The sequence below is a fragment of the Rheinheimera muenzenbergensis genome, from assembly GCF_036984005.1.
In the GTDB taxonomy this organism is placed as follows: Bacteria; Pseudomonadota; Gammaproteobacteria; order Enterobacterales; family Alteromonadaceae; genus Alishewanella; species Alishewanella muenzenbergensis.
In genome coordinates, this window is record NZ_JALAAR010000015.1 from 35,404 (window position 1) to 52,542 (window position 17,139).

Consider the following 17,139-nt stretch of genomic DNA (forward strand, 5'->3'; position numbering starts at 1 on the left):
GCAATTTTAAAAAAATTGCCGCCACGGCAACACTTCAAACAGGCGTTTAGATGGATAAACACCTTAAATTTGGCGTAATTAGACACAAGAAATGAAAAAAAGGGAAGAGCTAGTTTAATAAAATTGCAACCGCTGCAACATTACCCGCGCTGCAGCGGCTTTTGGCTGACGTATCGTTAGCGCAGCTCGGCCGGTATGGCAAACACTACGTTTTCTTCGCGGCCCGGGTTTTCACTTACGGCTTTACCGCCCCACTGCTGCAGTTGTTTTACAACCTGTTGCACCAGTACTTCCGGTGCTGAAGCGCCAGCGGTAACGCCTACCGCTGCGACACCATCAAGCCAGGCCTGCTGAATGTCGTCAGCGGTATCAATTAAATAAGCTGTACAGCCCATTTTGTCGGCCAGTTCGCGCAAGCGGTTTGAATTGCTGCTGTTTTTAGCCCCCACCACCAGCAGTAAGTCGGCTTTGCTGGCTAAATCACGTACGGCATCCTGGCGGTTTTGCGTGGCATAGCAAATATCATCTTTGCGCGGGCCCTCAATGTCAGGAAAACGGATACGCAGCGCGTCTATAACGTCGGCGGTATCATCTACTGATAAGGTGGTCTGGCTGCTAAAACACAGTTGCGCCGGATTTTTAACCTGCAGTGTTGCTACATCTTCTGCCGACTCCACCAGATAAATACCGCCTTGCGGGTTATCATACTGGCCCATGGTGCCTTCCACTTCCGGGTGACCAGCATGGCCAATCAGAATGCATTCAATACCTTTTCGGCTGGCGCGGGTCACTTCCATATGCACTTTAGTTACCAGTGGACAGGTGGCATCAAACACTTTTAAGCCGCGCTGCTTGGCATTTTCGCGCACCGCTTGCGACACACCATGCGCACTGAAAATAACAATATTACCGTCCGGTACTTCGTTCAGCTCATCTACAAACACCGCACCACGGCGGCGCAGGCCATCTACCACAAATTTGTTATGCACCACTTCATGGCGCACATAAATAGGGGGCTCATACAGTTCCAGCGCCCGCTCAACGATACTGATGGCACGATCTACCCCGGCGCAAAAACCGCGTGGATTAGCGAGTAAAATATCCATAACTTAGCTTACCTGTACAATTTCAACACTGAAGGTCAGCGTCTGCCCGGCCAGTGGATGATTAAAATCTATAGTCACCGACTCACCCACCACTTCGCGCACCAGACCCGGCATTTCAGAGCCATCCGGCATGGTAAAGCCAATAATCATGCCGGTCTTTGCCGGGGCGTCGGCAGAAAACTTACTGCGATCAACATAGTAAATATTGTCCGGATTCGGCATGCCATAAGCATCTTCCGGTGCCAGCGTAAAGGTTTTCTTGTCACCGGCTTTCAGGCCGGCAAGCTGGGCTTCAAACGCTGGCGAAATACTGCCGTCGCCCATTTGTAGTTTGGCGGGTTTGTTATGCACCCGGGTGCTTTCTGCTGCACTACCGTCAGACAACTTAATATCAAAGTGAAAAATTACTGTGCTGCTGCCAGCTATTACTGCATCTGTCACTTTTTCACCTCATTGTTGCTAAAACTATCCCAAATTAATAAAGCAGCGCCAATACAAATGGCCGAATCAGCAATATTAAACGCCGGGTAATGCCAGTTTTGATAATAGACATGCAAGAAATCAATAACATAGCCGTAAATGCTACGGTCAATCAGGTTACCTATGGCACCGGCCAGCACTAAACTCAACGCCAGATTAAGTTTAAGCTGCGTTTTGTTATTACGCGCCAGCCACACGGCCAGCACGCCGCTTATCACCACCGCGATAAGGGTAAAAAACCAACGCTGCCAGCCGCCGGCGTCACTTAAAAACGAAAACGCCGCGCCATAGTTGCGCACATAGGTAAAGTTAAAAAACGGCAACAGCTCGATAGAATCGAACAGCTGCATATTGGCGATGACCACCTGTTTACTGATTTGGTCAGCGACTAACACTAACAGCATCAGCCACCACAGCCGCCAACCGCTTTCTTTAAATAACACCATTATGCAAATGCCCGCTGTTCGCCTTCACCTTCAACATTCGACACGCAACGCAAACACAATTCGGCATGGGCTGCATTGCTGCCAACATCATGGCGGTGATGCCAGCAACGGCCACATTTGGCAGCGGTTGACGCCGATACCTGCACGCTTAAGCCGGCCAAGTCAGTTTGTACTGCATCAGCAGGCGCAGCAGCAGTGCTCACCTGTGCGGTAGAGGTAATCAGCACAAAACGCAGCTCATCGCCCAGTTTGGCTAAATCTGCGGCCAGTGCCTCTGAGCTAAACAAGGTCACTTCAGCTTGCAACGAAGCACCGATTTTTTCTTCGCGCCGTGCAGCCTCTAATACTTTATTTACCTCATCCCGCACCTGCAGCAATTGCTGCCAGAAGGCATCGTCAAACTTTCCGGCGGTTAAACCGCTAAAGCCGGTATACCAAACATCGGTAAACACGAATTCATCGCGTTCGCCCGGCAGCTCCTGCCAAATTTCCTGGGCAGTGAAACTCATAATAGGTGCCATCCAGCGCACCATCGCCTGGGCAATATGGTACAGCGCTGTCTGACACGAGCGTCGCGCTACGCCATTGGTATGGGCGGTGTACTGCCGATCTTTAATCACGTCCAGATAAAAACTACCCAGCTCTACGGTACAGAAGTTCATCAGCTTCTGGCTCACCTGATGGAACTGATAGTTATCATAGGTTTCAATAATTTCTTGTTGCAGCTTAGCGGCACGGTTTACTACCCACAGATCCAACTCAACCATCTGCTCAAATGGCACCACATCGGTAGCCGGGTTAAAGCCGTTTAAATTCGCCAGTAAAAAGCGTGCGGTGTTACGAATACGGCGGTACTTATCGGCAGCTCGGTTTAAAATTTCATCCGATACTGTCATTTCTGAGGTGTAATCGGTCGTGGCCACCCATAAGCGCAGTATGTCGGCGCCGAGTTTATTCATGACATCCTGTGGCGATACCACATTACCCAGCGATTTTGACATCTTGCGGCCATCAGCATCGACTGTAAAACCATGTGTCAGCACCTGTTTGTAAGGTGCTTTGTGCTTAATGCTTACACCGGTCATTAATGACGACATAAACCAGCCACGGTGTTGATCCGAACCTTCGAGGTACAAATCGGCCTGATCGGCACCGCCAAATTCCGGCCGTACGTCAACCACGCAGGCATGTGTAACACCAGAATCAAACCAGACGTCCAGCGTATCGCTGACTTTAACGTATTGCTCAGCGTCATCTGCCAGCAAGGTGACAGCGTCTAAATCAAACCAGGCCTGAATACCGTCCTGTTCAACCAGTTTCGCTACTTGCTCAATCAGTTGCTGAGTATTTGGATGTAAAGCTCCGCTATCTTTATCTACAAATAAAGCGATAGGCACACCCCAGGTACGCTGGCGGGAAATACACCAGTCAGGGCGGCCTTCAACCATTTTTTCAATCCGCTGCTGACCCCAGTCCGGGATCCAGCGCGTTTGTTCAATTTGCGCCAGTGAGGTAGCACGCAGGCCTTGCTGTTCCATGCTGATAAACCACTGTGGCGTAGCACGGAAAATAATTGGCGTTTTATGCCGCCAGCAGTGCGGGTAACTATGTTTGTAAGCTTTGTGTACTAACAGCGCTCCGGCAGCCTGTAACGCCTCTACTACGCTGTCATTTGCTTTGAATACATGTTGGCCGGCAAATAAAGGCGTATCAGGCAGGTAAACGCCATTGGCCCCTACCGGGTTAGCCACTTCAAGGTTATATTGCTTGCCAACCACAAAGTCTTCCTGACCATGGCCAGGCGCCGTGTGCACACAGCCAGTACCCGAGTCAGTAGTTACGTGTTCCCCCATAATCAGCGGCACGTTAAAGTCGTACAACGGGTGTTTTAACTGTACCAGTTCCAGCGCCGCACCTTTGGCAAACCCCAGCGCGTGGTAGTGTTCAATGCCGGCACGGGCCATCACATCTTTAACCAGATCAGTGGCAATAATTAAGCGTTCAGCGCCCAGCGGCCCCTGTTCTACCTGTACCAGGCTGTAATCGAGTTTGGCATTTAATGCCACGGCACGGTTGGCTGGCAAGGTCCAGGGCGTAGTGGTCCAGATAACTACCGATACCTTACCGGTACCACGTTTGCCTTCAGGATGATCAAAGCGATCGGCTACGGCTTCATCAACCACAGCAAAACGTACATCTATGGCCGGTGATACTTTGTCCTGATATTCCACTTCGGCTTCAGCCAGTGCCGAACCACAATCGGTACACCAGTGCACGGGTTTAAAGCCCTGCTGCAAATGGCCATTACTGATTATTTTTCCCAGCGAACGGATAATATTAGCTTCAAAACCATAATCCATAGTGCGATATGGGTTTTGCCAGTCACCCAGCACGCCCAGACGAATAAAATCAGTGCGCTGGGCATCAATTTGCGTCGCTGCATAGTCACGGCATTTTTGTCTGAATTCTGCCGCTGTCAGCTTAGTGCCTGGCTTGCCGTATTTCTTCTCTACTACCAGCTCAATAGGCAGGCCGTGACAATCCCAGCCGGGGACATAGGGCGCATCAAAATCGTCCAGCGTTTTTGCTTTAACAATAATGTCTTTTAAGATTTTATTAACTGCATGCCCAATATGAATATTGCCGTTAGCATAGGGAGGGCCATCGTGCAGAATAAAGGTTTTTTTACCTTTTTTAGCCGCACGAATTTTGCCGTATAAATCAGCTTCGGTCCATTTGGCCAGCATTTGCGGCTCACGTTGCGCCAGATTGGCGCGCATCGCAAAAGCCGTTTCCGGCAAATTCAGGGTATGCTTGTAGTCGCTCATCCGTTATGTTCCGTCTTATCAGTAGTGGCATGTGCAATAGCGTCATGCTGAAAAAATGCTTTTGCTGCTGTTACATCAGCAGCAATTTGTTGTTGTAACTCGGCCAGGCCAGCAAAGCGCTGTTCACTGCGCAATTTATGCTGCAATAACACCTCTATCTGGCTGCCGTACAAATCGCCTTTAAAATCAAATAAATGCGCTTCAAGCTGTTGTCGTTGCCCTTGCACCGTCGGCCTGTTACCAATATTGGCCACGCCATAATAACGCCCAAACACGGTATTGGCTGTAATAGCGTATACACCTGCTACCGGCAGCTTACGCCGGTATAAAAACACATTGGCAGTCGGAAAGCCCAGATCCCGACCCAATTTACGGCCATGCCGTACCCGGCCGGTTAACGCAAAAGGCCGTCCCAGCATCTGTGCTGCCAGGGTTAATTCATCTTCAGCCAGCGCCTGGCGTATCAGGGTACTGCTAATACGTTGCTCTCCCAGCAACAAGCTGGAGGTACTGCACAAACCAAACTGGTGCTGCTCGGCAGCCAGTGCCAGCAATTCGAAACTGCCGCTGCGGTTTTTACCAAAACGAAAATCATCGCCGACAATTAACTGCTCAACACCCAGTTGTTTAAGCAACAATTGCTGAATAAATTGCTCTGGCGCCTGCGCCGCAAAGGCCGGCGTAAAATGCACGCACAGCAAACGATCTATGCCCAGACTTGCCAGCGCCGCATATTTTTCCCGAAACCGCGTTAAGCGCGCCGGTGCCGCTGCGCCGGCAAACAACTCCAGCGGTTGCGGCTCAAATAACATTACGCAAGCGGGCAACTGCATCTGCCGGGCGATGGCAACGACCTTGGCCAACACTGCCTGATGCCCCAAATGTACACCATCAAAGTTGCCTATGGTCAGCACACAACCGCGGTGGCGGGGCTGAATATTGTGTAAGCCGCGAATTAACTCCATGCCTGCCGTATCTGACCTTTGCCTACAAACCGCGCATTATAACCACTTAATCAATTGCTTTCAGCAACAGAATTGGCTTTAAAATGCCGCAAACGCACACCAAGCAGCCATAACATTACAAAATACCCCAGCACCGCTAAACCACACAGCATGCTTAAACGCCACACCTGAGCAGTAAAACCCAGTTGTAACCAAGCTTGCAGATCGGGGGTTTGCCAGTACAGTAAGGCCGCCATAATAGTGCTGGCAAACACCAGTTTAACGATAAATATCAGACTGGTTTTACTCAGTTGGTAGACTCCGGCCAGTTTTAAACCACGGTACAATAAAAACGCATTCAGGCTGGCCGACAATGCCGTCGCCAGTGCCAGGCCGACATAACTTAAAAACGGCGCCAACATCAGGTTAAATAGCATATTCGCTACCATAGCAATAATACCAATACGCACCGGCGTTTTAATATCCTGCCGGGCATAAAATCCCGGTGCCAGCACTTTAATTAGCATATAACTTAGCAAACCGCTGCTATAGGCAATTAGGCTATACGACACCATTAATACATCGCGCTGGCTAAACTCGCCGCGCATAAACAACAGCGCAATAATCGGCTGCGCCAACACCATCAGGCCAGCCATGGCTGGTATGCCAAACAGCGCAACGAAGCGCAAAGACCAGTCCAGCGTCTGGCTAAACCGCGCGCTGTTTTCACTGGCATGGTGGCGCGATAAATTCGGTAATATCACCGTCGCTATGGCAATACCAAACAACCCCAGAGGAAACTCAATCAGCCGATCAGAGTAGTACAACCAACTGACGGCACCGGTCAGAAGAAATGACGCTATGACCGTATCAAGCAGCAAGTTTATCTGGCTTACCGATACGCCAAACAGCGCCGGCAGCATCAGCTTACGAATTTTAGTGACATTGTCATCGCGCCAGCCCCACTTGGGACATACCAGCAAACCGGCTTTGGCCAAAAACGGCAACTGAAACAGCAACTGCACAGCACCGCCGATAAATACTCCCCAGGCCAGCGCCAGCGCCGGTTCGTCCAGCGTCGGTGCCAGCAATACGGCACAGGCAATAATGGCAATATTTAAAAACACCGGCGTAAAGGCCGCTACAGCAAAGCGGTTATACGTATTTAATATTGCACCGGATAAGGCCACCAGGCTGATAAACCACAAATACGGAAAGGTTATTTTCAGCATCAGGCTGGCCAGTTCAAACTTATGCGCCTGCGGGCCATCATTTAACCATTCAACAAACCAACCCATGCCGAATAACATCGCTACCAGCGGTGAAGCAATTACGCCAAATAAGGTGACCAGCGTAACGACTACACCTAAACTACCTGTCACTTTAGCCAGCAGTTCGCGTACTGCATCATCACCATGCCTGGCTTTAACTTCAGCCAACACCGGCACAAAAGCCTGCGAAAAGGCACCTTCGGCAAATAAGCGCCGTAAAAAATTCGGGATCCGGTTAGCAAAAAAGAACACATCGGCTGCTGCACCGGCACCGATAAAGTTGGCTACCACCACATCTCGTATTAAGCCCAGCACGCGGGAAATGAGTGTCATAAAGCTGACAATCAGGCCTGATTTTAATAACTTTGCCGACACTTATGCTTCCTTCTGTTAGCCAGCGGCTATTTTGCCCCGTTACTGCTGCTGATTACCAGTAGGCTATCAGATTAAAATCTGTGACTTTACCGTTAAAGCATTTGACAACGGGCCATTAAATAGGCATATTATGCGGCCTTTGATGGGTCCGGTTTAGTTTTTTAGGAGTGTTACCTTGGCTAACATTAAGTCTGCTAAGAAGCGCGCAATTCAATCAGAAAAACGTCGTCAGCAAAATGCTTCACAACGTTCTATGATGCGTACTTTCATTAAGAAAACCTACGCGGCAGTATTAACTGCTGACGTAACTGCTTCAACTGAAGCATTCAAGAAAATGGTGCCTGTTCTTGATCGTATGGCCTCTAAAGGTCTGATCCACAAGAACAAAGCAGCACGTCATAAAGCTCGTTTAAATGCCCATGTTAAGGCATTAAGCGCTGCTTAAGACACAGCTCCAACAAAAAAGCCGGCTTTTGCCGGCTTTTTTGTTGCTGTTATTCGCTTAGTCAGCGCAGTACAGCTTATGCAATAAGGCTATCAGCGCTTCGGCTTCTTTGCTGTTCAGGCTGTAATACACTGTTTGCGCTGCTTTACGGGTTTTCACCAATTTATGCCGGCGTAGCAGTGCCAAATGTTGCGACAGAGCAGATTGGCTTAGTTCTAATTTCTGATTTAACTCACCCACCGACAATTCTCCGTCAAGTAAGTGGCATAACATCAGCAATCGCCGCTCATTAGATACTGCCTTCAACAATTTTACCGCTTTTGCCGAGTTGGCTAACATATCCTGCATATTCATTGGTTACTACTCTGCCGTGACTAAAACCCTGATATTACCGATTTGTTTACCAACCGACAATATAATCATTCGTATTTGACAAAGAATAACCAGATTTAGCAGACTGTAGCAAAGCTGCACATTTAGTGTAACAAGGGCTGTACTAACTTATGAATGCGGTTGATTGTAAAAGGTTTTACTACAAATGCCCGGGCGCCGTTTTCTACTGCCATTTTCAGGTTATCGACACTGGAAAACGCCGAAACCATAAACACTACGGCATTTTCATTCTGTTGCCGAAAACGTTTCAATAACTGCTGGCCGTTAATATCTGGCAACTGAATATCAAGAAATACCAAATCGGGCCGGTGTTGGCTGAATAACTTTGTCGCGCTATCACCATCTGCGGCTTCCAATACAGAAACAACACCAAGGCTGAGCAAAATTTGACTGATATAACTGCGCACAGCTGCGACATCATCGACAACCAAAGCACATAATGCTGACGGCATGAGCTTTCCTTACTGCCTTAAACTTTCCATTTAAACAACACCTTTTACGCGCTAAAACGGTGAGATAGCTGACAAAAGGTGGTAAAGTCGGGCTCACTTTACCAACAACGGGACAGAATGAAAAGATGAAATTGTGGCTAACAACAATAACTGCCGTACTAAGTCTGCAGCTAAATGCCAGTGAACTTAAGCTGGATAATAACCTGGCTTACCAACTTACCGAATCCCTTACCGTTGAAGTTGGCCAGCGCCTTGCCGGTAGCGAAGCCGATGCCAGAGCCGTAGCCTGGGCCGAGCAAAAATTTAAGCAACTGGGGTACGATAAGGTGTGGACTGAGCCTTTTACCATGCAATATTGGCAACGTGGTCAGGCCAGCTTAACTGTCAGTGCGCCTTTTCAGCAAAGCCTGGTTGTTACCGCTTTAGGCGGTTCAATCGGCACACCTTTTGATGGAATTAATGCTCAAGTCGCTATGTTTGACAGCCTGGAGCAGTTAAAGCAAGCCGATGCAGCTGATGTAAAAGATAAAATTGTCTTTATAAATAAAAGCATGGGTAAAGATAAACTCGGCACTTTTTATGGCTCCGTAGTCGGTGCCCGGGCCCAGGGTGCAGTAGAGGCAGCTAAACTGGGTGCAAAAGCGATTATTATCCGCTCTGTCGGTACCAGTATTAACCGCTTTGCCCATACCGGCATTATGCGCTATAGCGACGATGTCGCACGCATTCCGGCCGCTGCGGTTTCGGTACCCGACGCTATTCAGCTGGAAAAAATGCTCAGCCGCCAGCCCGAGCTAACCTTACAGCTGCAAATGCAGAATAAACTGCCCGGTGAGGTAGTAAGCCACAATGTAATAGCAGAAATTACCGGCAGCAAAAGACCGGACGAAATTGTACTGATAAGTGCCCATATCGACTCCTGGGATGAAGGTACAGGCGCACTGGACGATGGCGCGGGTGTAGGTATTGTTATGGCCACCGGCGCCCTGCTAAAACAACAAGGCCGGCCTGAGCGGACGGTTCGGGTAGTTTTGTTTGGCAATGAAGAAGGCGGCCTGGTCGGCGCCCGGGCTTATGCCGCTAAACATGCAGCTAAGCTAAAACAGCATGTGTTTGCTTCCGAGTCTGATTTTGGTGCCGGCCGGATCTGGCGGCTGGACACCGGCTTTGGCCCTAACGCCCTAAGCTTTGCTAAAACCCTGCAACAACAGTTGGCAGCTTTAGGTGTTGAACCAGGTGACAATACCGCCAGCGGTGGCCCGGATGTGTCAGTACTGAAAGCACAGGGCGTACCTGTAGTTAGCCTGCAACAGGACGGTACTGATTATTTTGACTATCACCATACGCCCAACGATACGATGGACAAAATAGACCCAGCCGCTATGCAGCAAAACCTTGCGGCCTGGCTAGTCACCACCGCGGCGATAGCCAATAGCAGCATAGATTTACGTCAGTAAGTCAGCGTTGATGATACTTTAGCGGCTGCAGCTTTTGCTGCGGTCGCTGATGTTTGCGATAGCTGCCGCGCAGCAACCATAAATGAGTGCCGACACCAAGTAACATCATGGCAAAGGGATAAAAATACATATTTTTTGACACGGAAAATACAAACAGCGCTGACATCACACAGAGGAAAGGCAACATTTCATAGTACCAAAATGGTAGCTTGCCTCCGTATTTATAACGGGCACCTTTGACATCAGAACGCCGGTTGTCCGAACGCAGGATCCAAATAACTGCACCTGCCAGAGTTAACAGCAAAGCACACACCACAGCTAACCAGTTCCCATAGTTTAATAATACCGCGACACCGGTACCAATATATACATAGGGTAAGGCCTCGTATAACTTTGACGGCAACATAAGCGACTCCTTGCTTGCTTAGCCACAGTTAAGTCTAGCGCAGCTTTACTAAGCTGCCAGAATACTTTTTCAAAGCATTAATTTAACTAATCTGATGGATGCAAAATTCTTCAATTGTGTAAAACAGATCCGAGCAGCATAATGCGCGCAATTTTTAGTCACGCTGGTTTATTGGAAGCACGCCATGGACACCATTTTGTTCGATGTTATAAGTTGGGTTGGGCTAACAATATGCATTGGCGCGTTTTTTATTAAAGATGTATTTTGGCTACGACTGGCAACATTAGTGGGTTGCAGCTTGTTGTTTGTTTATTACAGCCATATTGCAATACCGCAGGGTGTCATCTCAAATTTATTAGTATTACTAATAAACGCATATTATTTGTTGCGCTTTGCACAGGCACGCAGAGCGACCAAAGCCAGCGAAGCCGCCACTGCAACCCCTCTTGTCAGTCAGGCAGATTAAGCGTTAACCGACTTCTGTCCATGGCCGGGCTTCGTTATAATAACCAGCCCGGTTGGTCACAGGAGTAGCGTGATGCAAAACGATGAGCTAGAGCTGTTTTTGCAGGAAATGTCTGGCGTTAAGCCATTGTCACAGGATGAGGTATTACCGGACAGTGGCGAGTTCAATCCTACGCTGGCGCAGCAGGCCCGCCGTAAGGCTGCCGAGCAGGACATGGAATACGATGCCAACTATCTCAGCATGGAGTATGTTGATTTAGTTAAGCCAGACGAGCCTTTTAGCTATAAAAAAGACGGCGTGCAAGAAGGAGTTTACCGCAATTTAAGACTGGGTAAATACCAGACCGATGCGACGTTAAACCTGCTGGGCAAAAGTCTGTCCGATGCGCGGCGTGAATTATTCTTTTTTATCGAAGACTGCCATAAACGCGGTATCCGCACCTTGCTTATTCAGCATGGTATGGGCCGTAACAGCAAACCACATCCGGCCATTTTGCGCAGCTATGTGTTTAAGTGGTTGCCGCAAATGCCAATTGTATTAGCGTGTAATACCGCACAAAAGCAACACGGTGGTTATGCTGCCACTTATGTGTTGCTGCAAAAAAATGCTGAGCAAAAACGCGACAACCGCGAACGCCACGCTAAGCGCTGAGTATAAAGCCTGCGTTAAATAAAAAGCCCGCAGTGCGGGCTTGTTTTCAGATAGTGTCAAACCACTGTTTTGCCTTAGCTAACGCCGCCAGCACCTGCTGCGGTGCAGTCCCCCCCAGTGCGGCTCGTTTTTGCAAACCGGCCTCCAGTTGCAGTGCAGGATAAACATCGTCGCTAATCAAGCCGCTAAACTGCTGCATTTCACTCAGCGGTAAAGCTTCCAATGCCAGTTGCTGCTTAGCGGCGTGCACCACCAGCTCGCCTACCACCTCGTGAGCATCACGAAATGGCATGCCTTTGCCAACCAGATAATCAGCTAAGTCGGTGGCGTTGCTGTAGCCCAGCTCTGCCGCCAGACGGCACTGCGCCTCGTTGACACTTAAATGCGGCAACACCGTAGCCAGCACCAACAACGACTGCTGCCAGGTGGCCATCAGGTCAAAAAAGCCCTGCTTGTCTTCCTGCATATCTTTGTTGTACGCCAGTGGCAGGCCTTTCAGCACATGTAAAATCGCCACTAAATGCCCCAACACGCGGCCGGTTTTACCGCGCAGCAGCTCAAATACATCGGGGTTTTTCTTTTGCGGCATAAGCGAAGAGCCCGAGCTTATCGCATCGCCCAGTTTGAAAAAGCCCGCCTCACCAGAGCAGAAGAAAATTACATCTTCGGATAAGCGCGATAAATGCGTCATACAGATACTGGCAGCGGCAGATAGCTCCACCACGTAGTCGCGATCGGATACCGCATCCAGGCTGTTTAGCGCGGCGCTGGCAAAACCCAGACGCTGCGCCAATTGTTCACGATCAACCGACACACCGGTACCGGCTAAAGCGCCACAACCGAGCGGACAGACATCCATCCGCGCCAGCGCATCGTCTAACCGGCTGACATCGCGCTTAAACATCTCGACATAAGCCAGCGCCCAGTGTGCGACTAATACCGGTTGCGCCCGTTGCAAGTGGGTAAAACCAGGCATGACGACTGTACCGGCTTTATCGGCAAAGGTGAGTAAGGCTGCTATGGCGCCGAGCAAGGACTGACGCACATGTTGTGTGTTCAGTTTGCTCCATAGCCGCAAGTCAGTCGCGACTAAATCATTACGGCTGCGGCCGGTGTGCAGCTTTTTTGCTACCGCACCCAATTTGGCCGTTAGCTGCGCTTCTACCCAGCTGTGAATATCTTCTTCACTGGTTTGCAGCGGCAGCTTAGCGTCGGCCTCTATCGCCACCGCTAAATCGGCCAAGCCGGCATCAAGCTGTGCCGCTTCATCAACAGTGATAATACCGGCCTGCGCCAGTTGCTGCGCCCAGGCGCGCGACGCCTGAATGTCCTGCTGCGCCAGCAGATAATCAAAACTTAGCGAGTCGTTAAAGTCACGAAACTCAGCCAGGGTTGCTTCCTGAAACCTTCCGCCCCACATTGCCATGACAATTAACCCTTTTGTTGCTGATGCAGCGCACGGATGCGGCTGGCCAGGCTGTACAGGCGGATAAAACCGGCGGCATCTTTCTGGTTGTACACTTCATCGCCCTCAAAGGTGGCGAAAGCTTCAGAGTACAGCGAGTTTGGCGAGCGGCGCTTGGCCACGGTAACATTACCTTTGTACAGCTTAATGACCACATCACCGGTTAACTGTTCGGCCAGCGAGGTAGCCGCTGCCAGCAGCGCATCTTTTAATGGCGTAAACCAACGGCCGTCATATACCAGTTGGGCAAATTCCTGGCCCACTTCTTCACGGTATTTCAGTGAAGTACGGTCATATACCAGCGCTTCCAGGCCTTTTAATGCTGCCATTAAAATGGTGCCGCCCGGCGTTTCATAGCAACCGCGTGACTTCATACCCACTAAACGGTTTTCGACGATATCAATCCGGCCTACACCATGCTCAGAGCCAATTTCGTTTAACAGTTCAATCGCCGCTACCGGGGCAACGGCATGGCCATTAATTTTGCTCAGCTCACCTTTATCAAAGCTCAGCTCAACGTAGGCTGCATGATCCGGTGCCTGTTCCGGTGATTTGGTCCACATCCACACCTGCTCAGATGGCTCACACCAGGGGTTTTCCAGCTCGCCGCCTTCGTGCGAGATATGCCATAAGTTAGCATCGCGGCTGTATATTTTGGTGGCCGATGCCGTGGTAGGCACCTTTTTCTCAGCTAAATAGTCCAGCAGAGACTGGCGTGAATTAAACTGCCATTCGCGCCACGGTGCGATAACCGTTAATTGCGGCGCCAGCGCAGCAAAGGCTCCTTCAAACCGCACCTGATCATTACCTTTACCGGTACAGCCGTGGCACAGCGCATCGGCGCCCAGTTCCAGCGCTAACTTTACCTGAGCCCGGGCAATAACCGGCCGCGCCATAGAGGTACCCAGCAAATACTGGCCTTCGTACACGGCACCGGTTTTCAGCGTCGGGTAAATGACTTCTTTTACCAGCTCTTCACGCAGGTCAACAATATGACAACTGCTGGCACCGGAGTTAATGGCTTTTTGCTCAACTCCGGCCAGCTCTTCATCACCCTGACCAACGTTGGCAACAAAGGCGATGACTTCGCAGTTATAATTGTCTTTTAACCAGGGCACGATGGCCGAAGTGTCCAGACCGCCGGAATAGGCTAAAACGACTTTTTTAATACTCATAGTGTCCTCACGCAAATAAACTGATTAATACCGCATTCTGGGCATGCATGCGGTTTTCCGCCTGCAGCAATACAAGTGACGCTTCGCTGTCGAGCACCTCGCTGGTAACTTCGTGTTCGCGATGTGCCGGTAAACAATGCATAAAATACTTCACCGCCAGCCGTTGCATTACAGCGGTGTTGATTTGATAAGGCTTAAATACCCGTTCAATAAGTTCAGGATCGGCTTTATCGCCCATCGACAGCCAGGTATCAGTATAGATAGCATCGGCGCCGGCAGCGGCAGATAAATGCGGGCTTAGCTCCAGCACAGCACCGGTATCAAGGGCAATTTTCTGCACATTAAGCAGCACCTGCGCATCGGGCGAAAATCCCTGTGGCGTCACCACAGTCATCTTCATACCACTAAGCGCAGCGCCTATCATCAGCGAGTGACAAACGTTATTGCCATCGCCGACATAAGCCAGATGTACTTTGCTTAAATCGCCAAAACGCTCTTTTAACGCCAGCAAGTCGGCCAGTGCCTGGCACGGGTGATATAAATCACTCAGCGCATTAATTACCGGCTTGTGGCTGGCCTGTGCCAGTTGCTCTAATGTTTGCTGCGAGAAGACCCGCGCCACTATAGCGTCGGTCCAGCAAGCGAGGTTACGGCCAAAATCGGCCACGGTTTCGCGTTTACCCATGGCGCCGTTTTGCTGGTCCAGATACACACTGTGGCCACCCAGTTTATAAATACCGACATCAAAACTGACGCGGGTACGTAGCGAGGGCTTTTCAAAGATTAGCGCAATGCTTTTACCTGCCAGTGCCCGGGTATATTTTTCCGGCTGCTGCTTTACATTCAGCGCTAAATTCAGCAAATCGTTAAGCGTTGCCGGGCTTAATTCAGCCAGACTCAATAGTTGGTTCAGTTTACTCATTTTCGATCGACCTGCCGCCAGTGCGGCATCCTTGTTTAAGGGACTAACAGACGATGCGCGTGCCTACTGCTTGCTGTCGCATCAGATTTAACAGATCTTGCGGGTGTTGCCAGCCCGCGACGGTAATACTTCGTCGCAGCGCCTGAGCGGTGTCTAAAGCAGCATCTAATTTAACTTTCATGCCGCCTTTAATCACGCCCTGTGTGACCAATGCTGCGGCCTGGCTACTGTTCAGCTCACTGATAAGCTTACCTTCGCCATCTAGAATACCCGGTACGTCGGTCAGCAACACCAGTTGCCCCTGAACCAGCTGGCAGATCGCTGCGGCAGCTAAATCGGCATTTACATTTAATAACTGACCTTGTTCGCCATGACCTATGGAGCTGAATACCGGCGTAAAACCGCCAGACAACAAGGTTTGCAGTAAAGTGCCGTCTTGTGGTTTGGCCACACCGACAGCACCCAGTTTAGTATTTAACTCAAACCGGCAGCTGTTACCGGCAGACAAGGTTAAACCGACCGGCTTTAAACCCTGCAACGATGCGCGCGAAACCATATGCGCATTTACTGCGCCAGCTAAGGCCCCTGCGATTACCGGCATTTGCTCAGCCGGTGAAATACGCTGGCCGTCGAGTTTTTCAGTATGAAAACCAAATTTGGCCAGCCACTGATCAACCTGATCACCGCCGCCATGCACCAGCACCAACGGGTACTGCTGTTTTAATTCGGCACAAACCGCCAGTAAAGCATCCAGCGCCTTGTCGTCCTGCAACAAGCGGCCGCCCATTTTTAATACCAGAGGTGTATTATTCATGGCTCACCCCTGCAAATAAGCCCGCAGTTTCCGGCTTGCCAAAACGCACATTAGCCGCCTGCATCGCCTGGGCGGCTGCGCCTTTTAACAGGTTATCGATAGCCGATACTACTACCAGTTGCTCACCATCCTGCTGCCAGTGAATATCGCAATACGGCGTACCTGCCACATCGGCCACATTGGGTGAGTGTGACACTAAACGTACTAACGGCTTGCCGGCATAGGCGTTATTAAAGGCTGCGGTTACCTGCTCTGCGGTGACTCCTGTTTTTAACGTTACTACGCTGGTAGCCAGGATACCGCGCTTAAAATTACCCAGATGCGGCGTAAATACTACTTTGCGGCCCAGGTTTTGCTCTATTTCCGGCCGGTGGCGGTGTTTAAAAAAGCCATAGGCATTTAAGCCGACTTCACAAAATGAGGTGTTAAGTGCCGCTTTACGGCCGGCACCGGATACGCCGCTGGTGGCGTTGATCACCGGAATACAATTGTCTGCCACTAAATCCGCTTTTAACAGCGGCAACAATGCCAGTGAACAGGCCGTAGGGTAACAGCCTGGTACCGAAATTAAGCGTGGCAATGGCGTAGTTTGCCATTCCATTAAGGAATATACCGCTTCTTCTAACAGTTCGGGATGCTGATGTTCGTATCCATAATACTTAGGATACAGCTGCAATTGCTTCAGCCGGAAGGCACCGGATAAATCCACCACATCGATACCCTGCGCCAGCAACAACGGGGTTACTGCTTCGCTGGCTTCATGTGGCAGGGCTAAAAAGGCAACATCAATCTTGCCGTTTAAGTCTGCTGCCAGCTCATCTGTCCACGGTTGCACTAAAATATCCAGTTGCTGTTTATACCGCGGATACAAAGCAGAAAATGGCTCGGCATTACGCCCGGCAGAAGCATAGGCACCACAGAGCTCAAAAAACGGATTGCGCGCTAAAATTACTGCCAGCTCAGCACCGCTGTAACCGGCAGCACCTAATACAATGCCGCGTACTAAAGAAGAAGAAGAAGATTTGTCAGTTGATAACATTGAT

General features: G+C 50.0%; 18 protein-coding genes. 4 read left to right on the forward strand and 14 right to left on the reverse strand.

What is annotated here, in order from left to right:
• Nucleotides 1-176: 176 nt before the first annotated feature.
• Genes ispH through murJ form a run of 6 tightly spaced genes read right to left on the reverse strand, consistent with a single transcriptional unit; the run spans nt 177 to nt 7,450 of the window.
• Nucleotides 177-1,106: a 4-hydroxy-3-methylbut-2-enyl diphosphate reductase gene (ispH, locus tag MN202_RS15855; RefSeq protein ID WP_335737115.1), complete on the reverse strand. Its 930-nt coding sequence runs from the start codon at nt 1,104-1,106 to the stop codon at nt 177-179.
• Nucleotides 1,107-1,109: 3 nt separating this feature from the next.
• On the reverse strand, nt 1,110-1,547 hold the full coding sequence (fkpB, locus tag MN202_RS15860; protein ID WP_335737116.1) for an FKBP-type peptidyl-prolyl cis-trans isomerase: 438 nt from the start codon (nt 1,545-1,547) through the stop codon (nt 1,110-1,112).
• Complete coding sequence (gene lspA / locus MN202_RS15865) at nt 1,544-2,032, reverse strand: signal peptidase II (RefSeq protein WP_335737117.1); 489 nt, start codon at nt 2,030-2,032, stop codon at nt 1,544-1,546. The genes fkpB and lspA overlap by 4 nt, the downstream gene beginning before the upstream one ends.
• Nucleotides 2,032-4,860 (reverse strand): isoleucine--tRNA ligase, encoded by a 2,829-nt coding sequence (gene ileS, locus MN202_RS15870; protein WP_335737118.1) that lies wholly within the window; start codon nt 4,858-4,860, stop codon nt 2,032-2,034. Before ileS ends, lspA begins: the two co-directional genes overlap by 1 nt.
• On the reverse strand, nt 4,857-5,825 hold the full coding sequence (gene ribF / locus MN202_RS15875; RefSeq protein ID WP_335737119.1) for a bifunctional riboflavin kinase/FAD synthetase: 969 nt from the start codon (nt 5,823-5,825) through the stop codon (nt 4,857-4,859). Before ribF ends, ileS begins: the two co-directional genes overlap by 4 nt.
• A 50-nt stretch (nt 5,826-5,875) precedes the next feature.
• Nucleotides 5,876-7,450, reverse strand: coding sequence for a murein biosynthesis integral membrane protein MurJ (gene murJ, locus MN202_RS15880; protein ID WP_335737120.1), 1,575 nt, complete (start codon nt 7,448-7,450; stop codon nt 5,876-5,878).
• 175 nt (nt 7,451-7,625) lie between these two features.
• Here murJ and rpsT point away from each other — a divergent pair, with 175 nt between their 5' ends.
• On the forward strand, nt 7,626-7,895 hold the full coding sequence (gene rpsT, locus MN202_RS15885; protein ID WP_027670768.1) for a 30S ribosomal protein S20: 270 nt from the start codon (nt 7,626-7,628) through the stop codon (nt 7,893-7,895).
• Nucleotides 7,896-7,952: 57 nt separating this feature from the next.
• Here the strand turns inward: rpsT and MN202_RS15890 are convergent, their stop codons facing one another.
• Together MN202_RS15890 and MN202_RS15895 are read right to left on the reverse strand one after the other, a co-directional pair.
• On the reverse strand, nt 7,953-8,249 hold the full coding sequence (locus tag MN202_RS15890) for an ArsR/SmtB family transcription factor (RefSeq protein WP_335737121.1): 297 nt from the start codon (nt 8,247-8,249) through the stop codon (nt 7,953-7,955).
• A gap of 122 nt (nt 8,250-8,371) precedes the next feature.
• Entirely contained in the window at nt 8,372-8,740 is a 369-nt protein-coding gene (locus tag MN202_RS15895) for a response regulator transcription factor (protein WP_335737122.1), read from the reverse strand.
• A gap of 125 nt (nt 8,741-8,865) precedes the next feature.
• Between MN202_RS15895 and MN202_RS15900 the strand changes: the two genes are divergently transcribed.
• Nucleotides 8,866-10,197: a M20/M25/M40 family metallo-hydrolase gene (locus MN202_RS15900; RefSeq protein WP_335737123.1), complete on the forward strand. Its 1,332-nt coding sequence runs from the start codon at nt 8,866-8,868 to the stop codon at nt 10,195-10,197.
• Between the two features lies 1 nt (nt 10,198).
• On the opposite strand, the gene MN202_RS15905 is transcribed toward MN202_RS15900, so the two are convergent.
• The gene (locus tag MN202_RS15905; protein ID WP_335737124.1) at nt 10,199-10,603 is read right to left on the reverse strand and encodes a hypothetical protein; all 405 of its coding nucleotides are present in this window, start codon (nt 10,601-10,603) and stop codon (nt 10,199-10,201) included.
• A 184-nt stretch (nt 10,604-10,787) separates the two neighbouring features.
• On the opposite strand from MN202_RS15905, the gene MN202_RS15910 reads away from it, so the two are divergent.
• Both MN202_RS15910 and smrA read left to right on the forward strand, forming a co-directional pair.
• The gene (locus MN202_RS15910; RefSeq protein ID WP_335737125.1) at nt 10,788-11,069 is read left to right on the forward strand and encodes a hypothetical protein; all 282 of its coding nucleotides are present in this window, start codon (nt 10,788-10,790) and stop codon (nt 11,067-11,069) included.
• 72 nt (nt 11,070-11,141) lie between these two features.
• Complete coding sequence (gene smrA, locus MN202_RS15915) at nt 11,142-11,720, forward strand: DNA endonuclease SmrA (RefSeq protein ID WP_335737126.1); 579 nt, start codon at nt 11,142-11,144, stop codon at nt 11,718-11,720.
• A 46-nt stretch (nt 11,721-11,766) separates the two neighbouring features.
• Here the strand turns inward: smrA and argH are convergent, their stop codons facing one another.
• The 5 genes from argH to argC are packed head-to-tail and all read right to left on the reverse strand — an operon-like array spanning nt 11,767 to nt 17,135.
• Nucleotides 11,767-13,146 carry an argininosuccinate lyase gene (gene argH, locus MN202_RS15920; RefSeq protein WP_335737127.1) on the reverse strand — a complete coding sequence of 460 codons (1,380 nt, stop codon included), beginning with the start codon at nt 13,144-13,146 and terminating at the stop codon, nt 11,767-11,769.
• Nucleotides 13,147-13,151: 5 nt separating this feature from the next.
• Nucleotides 13,152-14,360 carry an argininosuccinate synthase gene (locus tag MN202_RS15925; RefSeq protein WP_335737128.1) on the reverse strand — a complete coding sequence of 403 codons (1,209 nt, stop codon included), beginning with the start codon at nt 14,358-14,360 and terminating at the stop codon, nt 13,152-13,154.
• 7 nt (nt 14,361-14,367) lie between these two features.
• Nucleotides 14,368-15,282, reverse strand: coding sequence for an ornithine carbamoyltransferase (locus tag MN202_RS15930; protein WP_335737129.1), 915 nt, complete (start codon nt 15,280-15,282; stop codon nt 14,368-14,370).
• 43 nt (nt 15,283-15,325) lie between these two features.
• On the reverse strand, nt 15,326-16,096 hold the full coding sequence (argB, locus tag MN202_RS15935; protein WP_335737130.1) for an acetylglutamate kinase: 771 nt from the start codon (nt 16,094-16,096) through the stop codon (nt 15,326-15,328).
• A complete protein-coding gene (gene argC, locus MN202_RS15940; protein WP_335737131.1) occupies nt 16,089-17,135 on the reverse strand; it encodes an N-acetyl-gamma-glutamyl-phosphate reductase in 1,047 nt (348 codons plus the stop codon). The genes argB and argC overlap by 8 nt, the downstream gene beginning before the upstream one ends.
• Nucleotides 17,136-17,139: the final 4 nt, after the last annotated feature.

Coding starts and splice junctions, on each gene's coding strand:
- ispH (WP_335737115.1), bottom strand. CDS start 1,106: ATGGATATTTTACTCGCTAATCCACGCGGTTTTTGCGCCGGGGTAGAT.
- lspA (WP_335737117.1), bottom strand. CDS start 2,032: ATGGTGTTATTTAAAGAAAGCGGTTGGCGGCTGTGGTGGCTGATGCTG.
- ileS (WP_335737118.1), bottom strand. CDS start 4,860: ATGAGCGACTACAAGCATACCCTGAATTTGCCGGAAACGGCTTTTGCG.
- ribF (WP_335737119.1), bottom strand. CDS start 5,825: ATGGAGTTAATTCGCGGCTTACACAATATTCAGCCCCGCCACCGCGGT.
- MN202_RS15890 (WP_335737121.1), bottom strand. CDS start 8,249: ATGAATATGCAGGATATGTTAGCCAACTCGGCAAAAGCGGTAAAATTG.
- MN202_RS15895 (WP_335737122.1), bottom strand. CDS start 8,740: ATGCCGTCAGCATTATGTGCTTTGGTTGTCGATGATGTCGCAGCTGTG.
- MN202_RS15900 (WP_335737123.1), top strand. CDS start 8,866: ATGAAATTGTGGCTAACAACAATAACTGCCGTACTAAGTCTGCAGCTA.
- MN202_RS15905 (WP_335737124.1), bottom strand. CDS start 10,603: ATGTTGCCGTCAAAGTTATACGAGGCCTTACCCTATGTATATATTGGT.
- MN202_RS15910 (WP_335737125.1), top strand. CDS start 10,788: ATGGACACCATTTTGTTCGATGTTATAAGTTGGGTTGGGCTAACAATA.
- smrA (WP_335737126.1), top strand. CDS start 11,142: ATGCAAAACGATGAGCTAGAGCTGTTTTTGCAGGAAATGTCTGGCGTT.
- argH (WP_335737127.1), bottom strand. CDS start 13,146: ATGGCAATGTGGGGCGGAAGGTTTCAGGAAGCAACCCTGGCTGAGTTT.
- MN202_RS15925 (WP_335737128.1), bottom strand. CDS start 14,360: ATGAGTATTAAAAAAGTCGTTTTAGCCTATTCCGGCGGTCTGGACACT.
- MN202_RS15930 (WP_335737129.1), bottom strand. CDS start 15,282: ATGAGTAAACTGAACCAACTATTGAGTCTGGCTGAATTAAGCCCGGCA.
- argB (WP_335737130.1), bottom strand. CDS start 16,096: ATGAATAATACACCTCTGGTATTAAAAATGGGCGGCCGCTTGTTGCAG.
- argC (WP_335737131.1), bottom strand. CDS start 17,135: ATGTTATCAACTGACAAATCTTCTTCTTCTTCTTTAGTACGCGGCATT.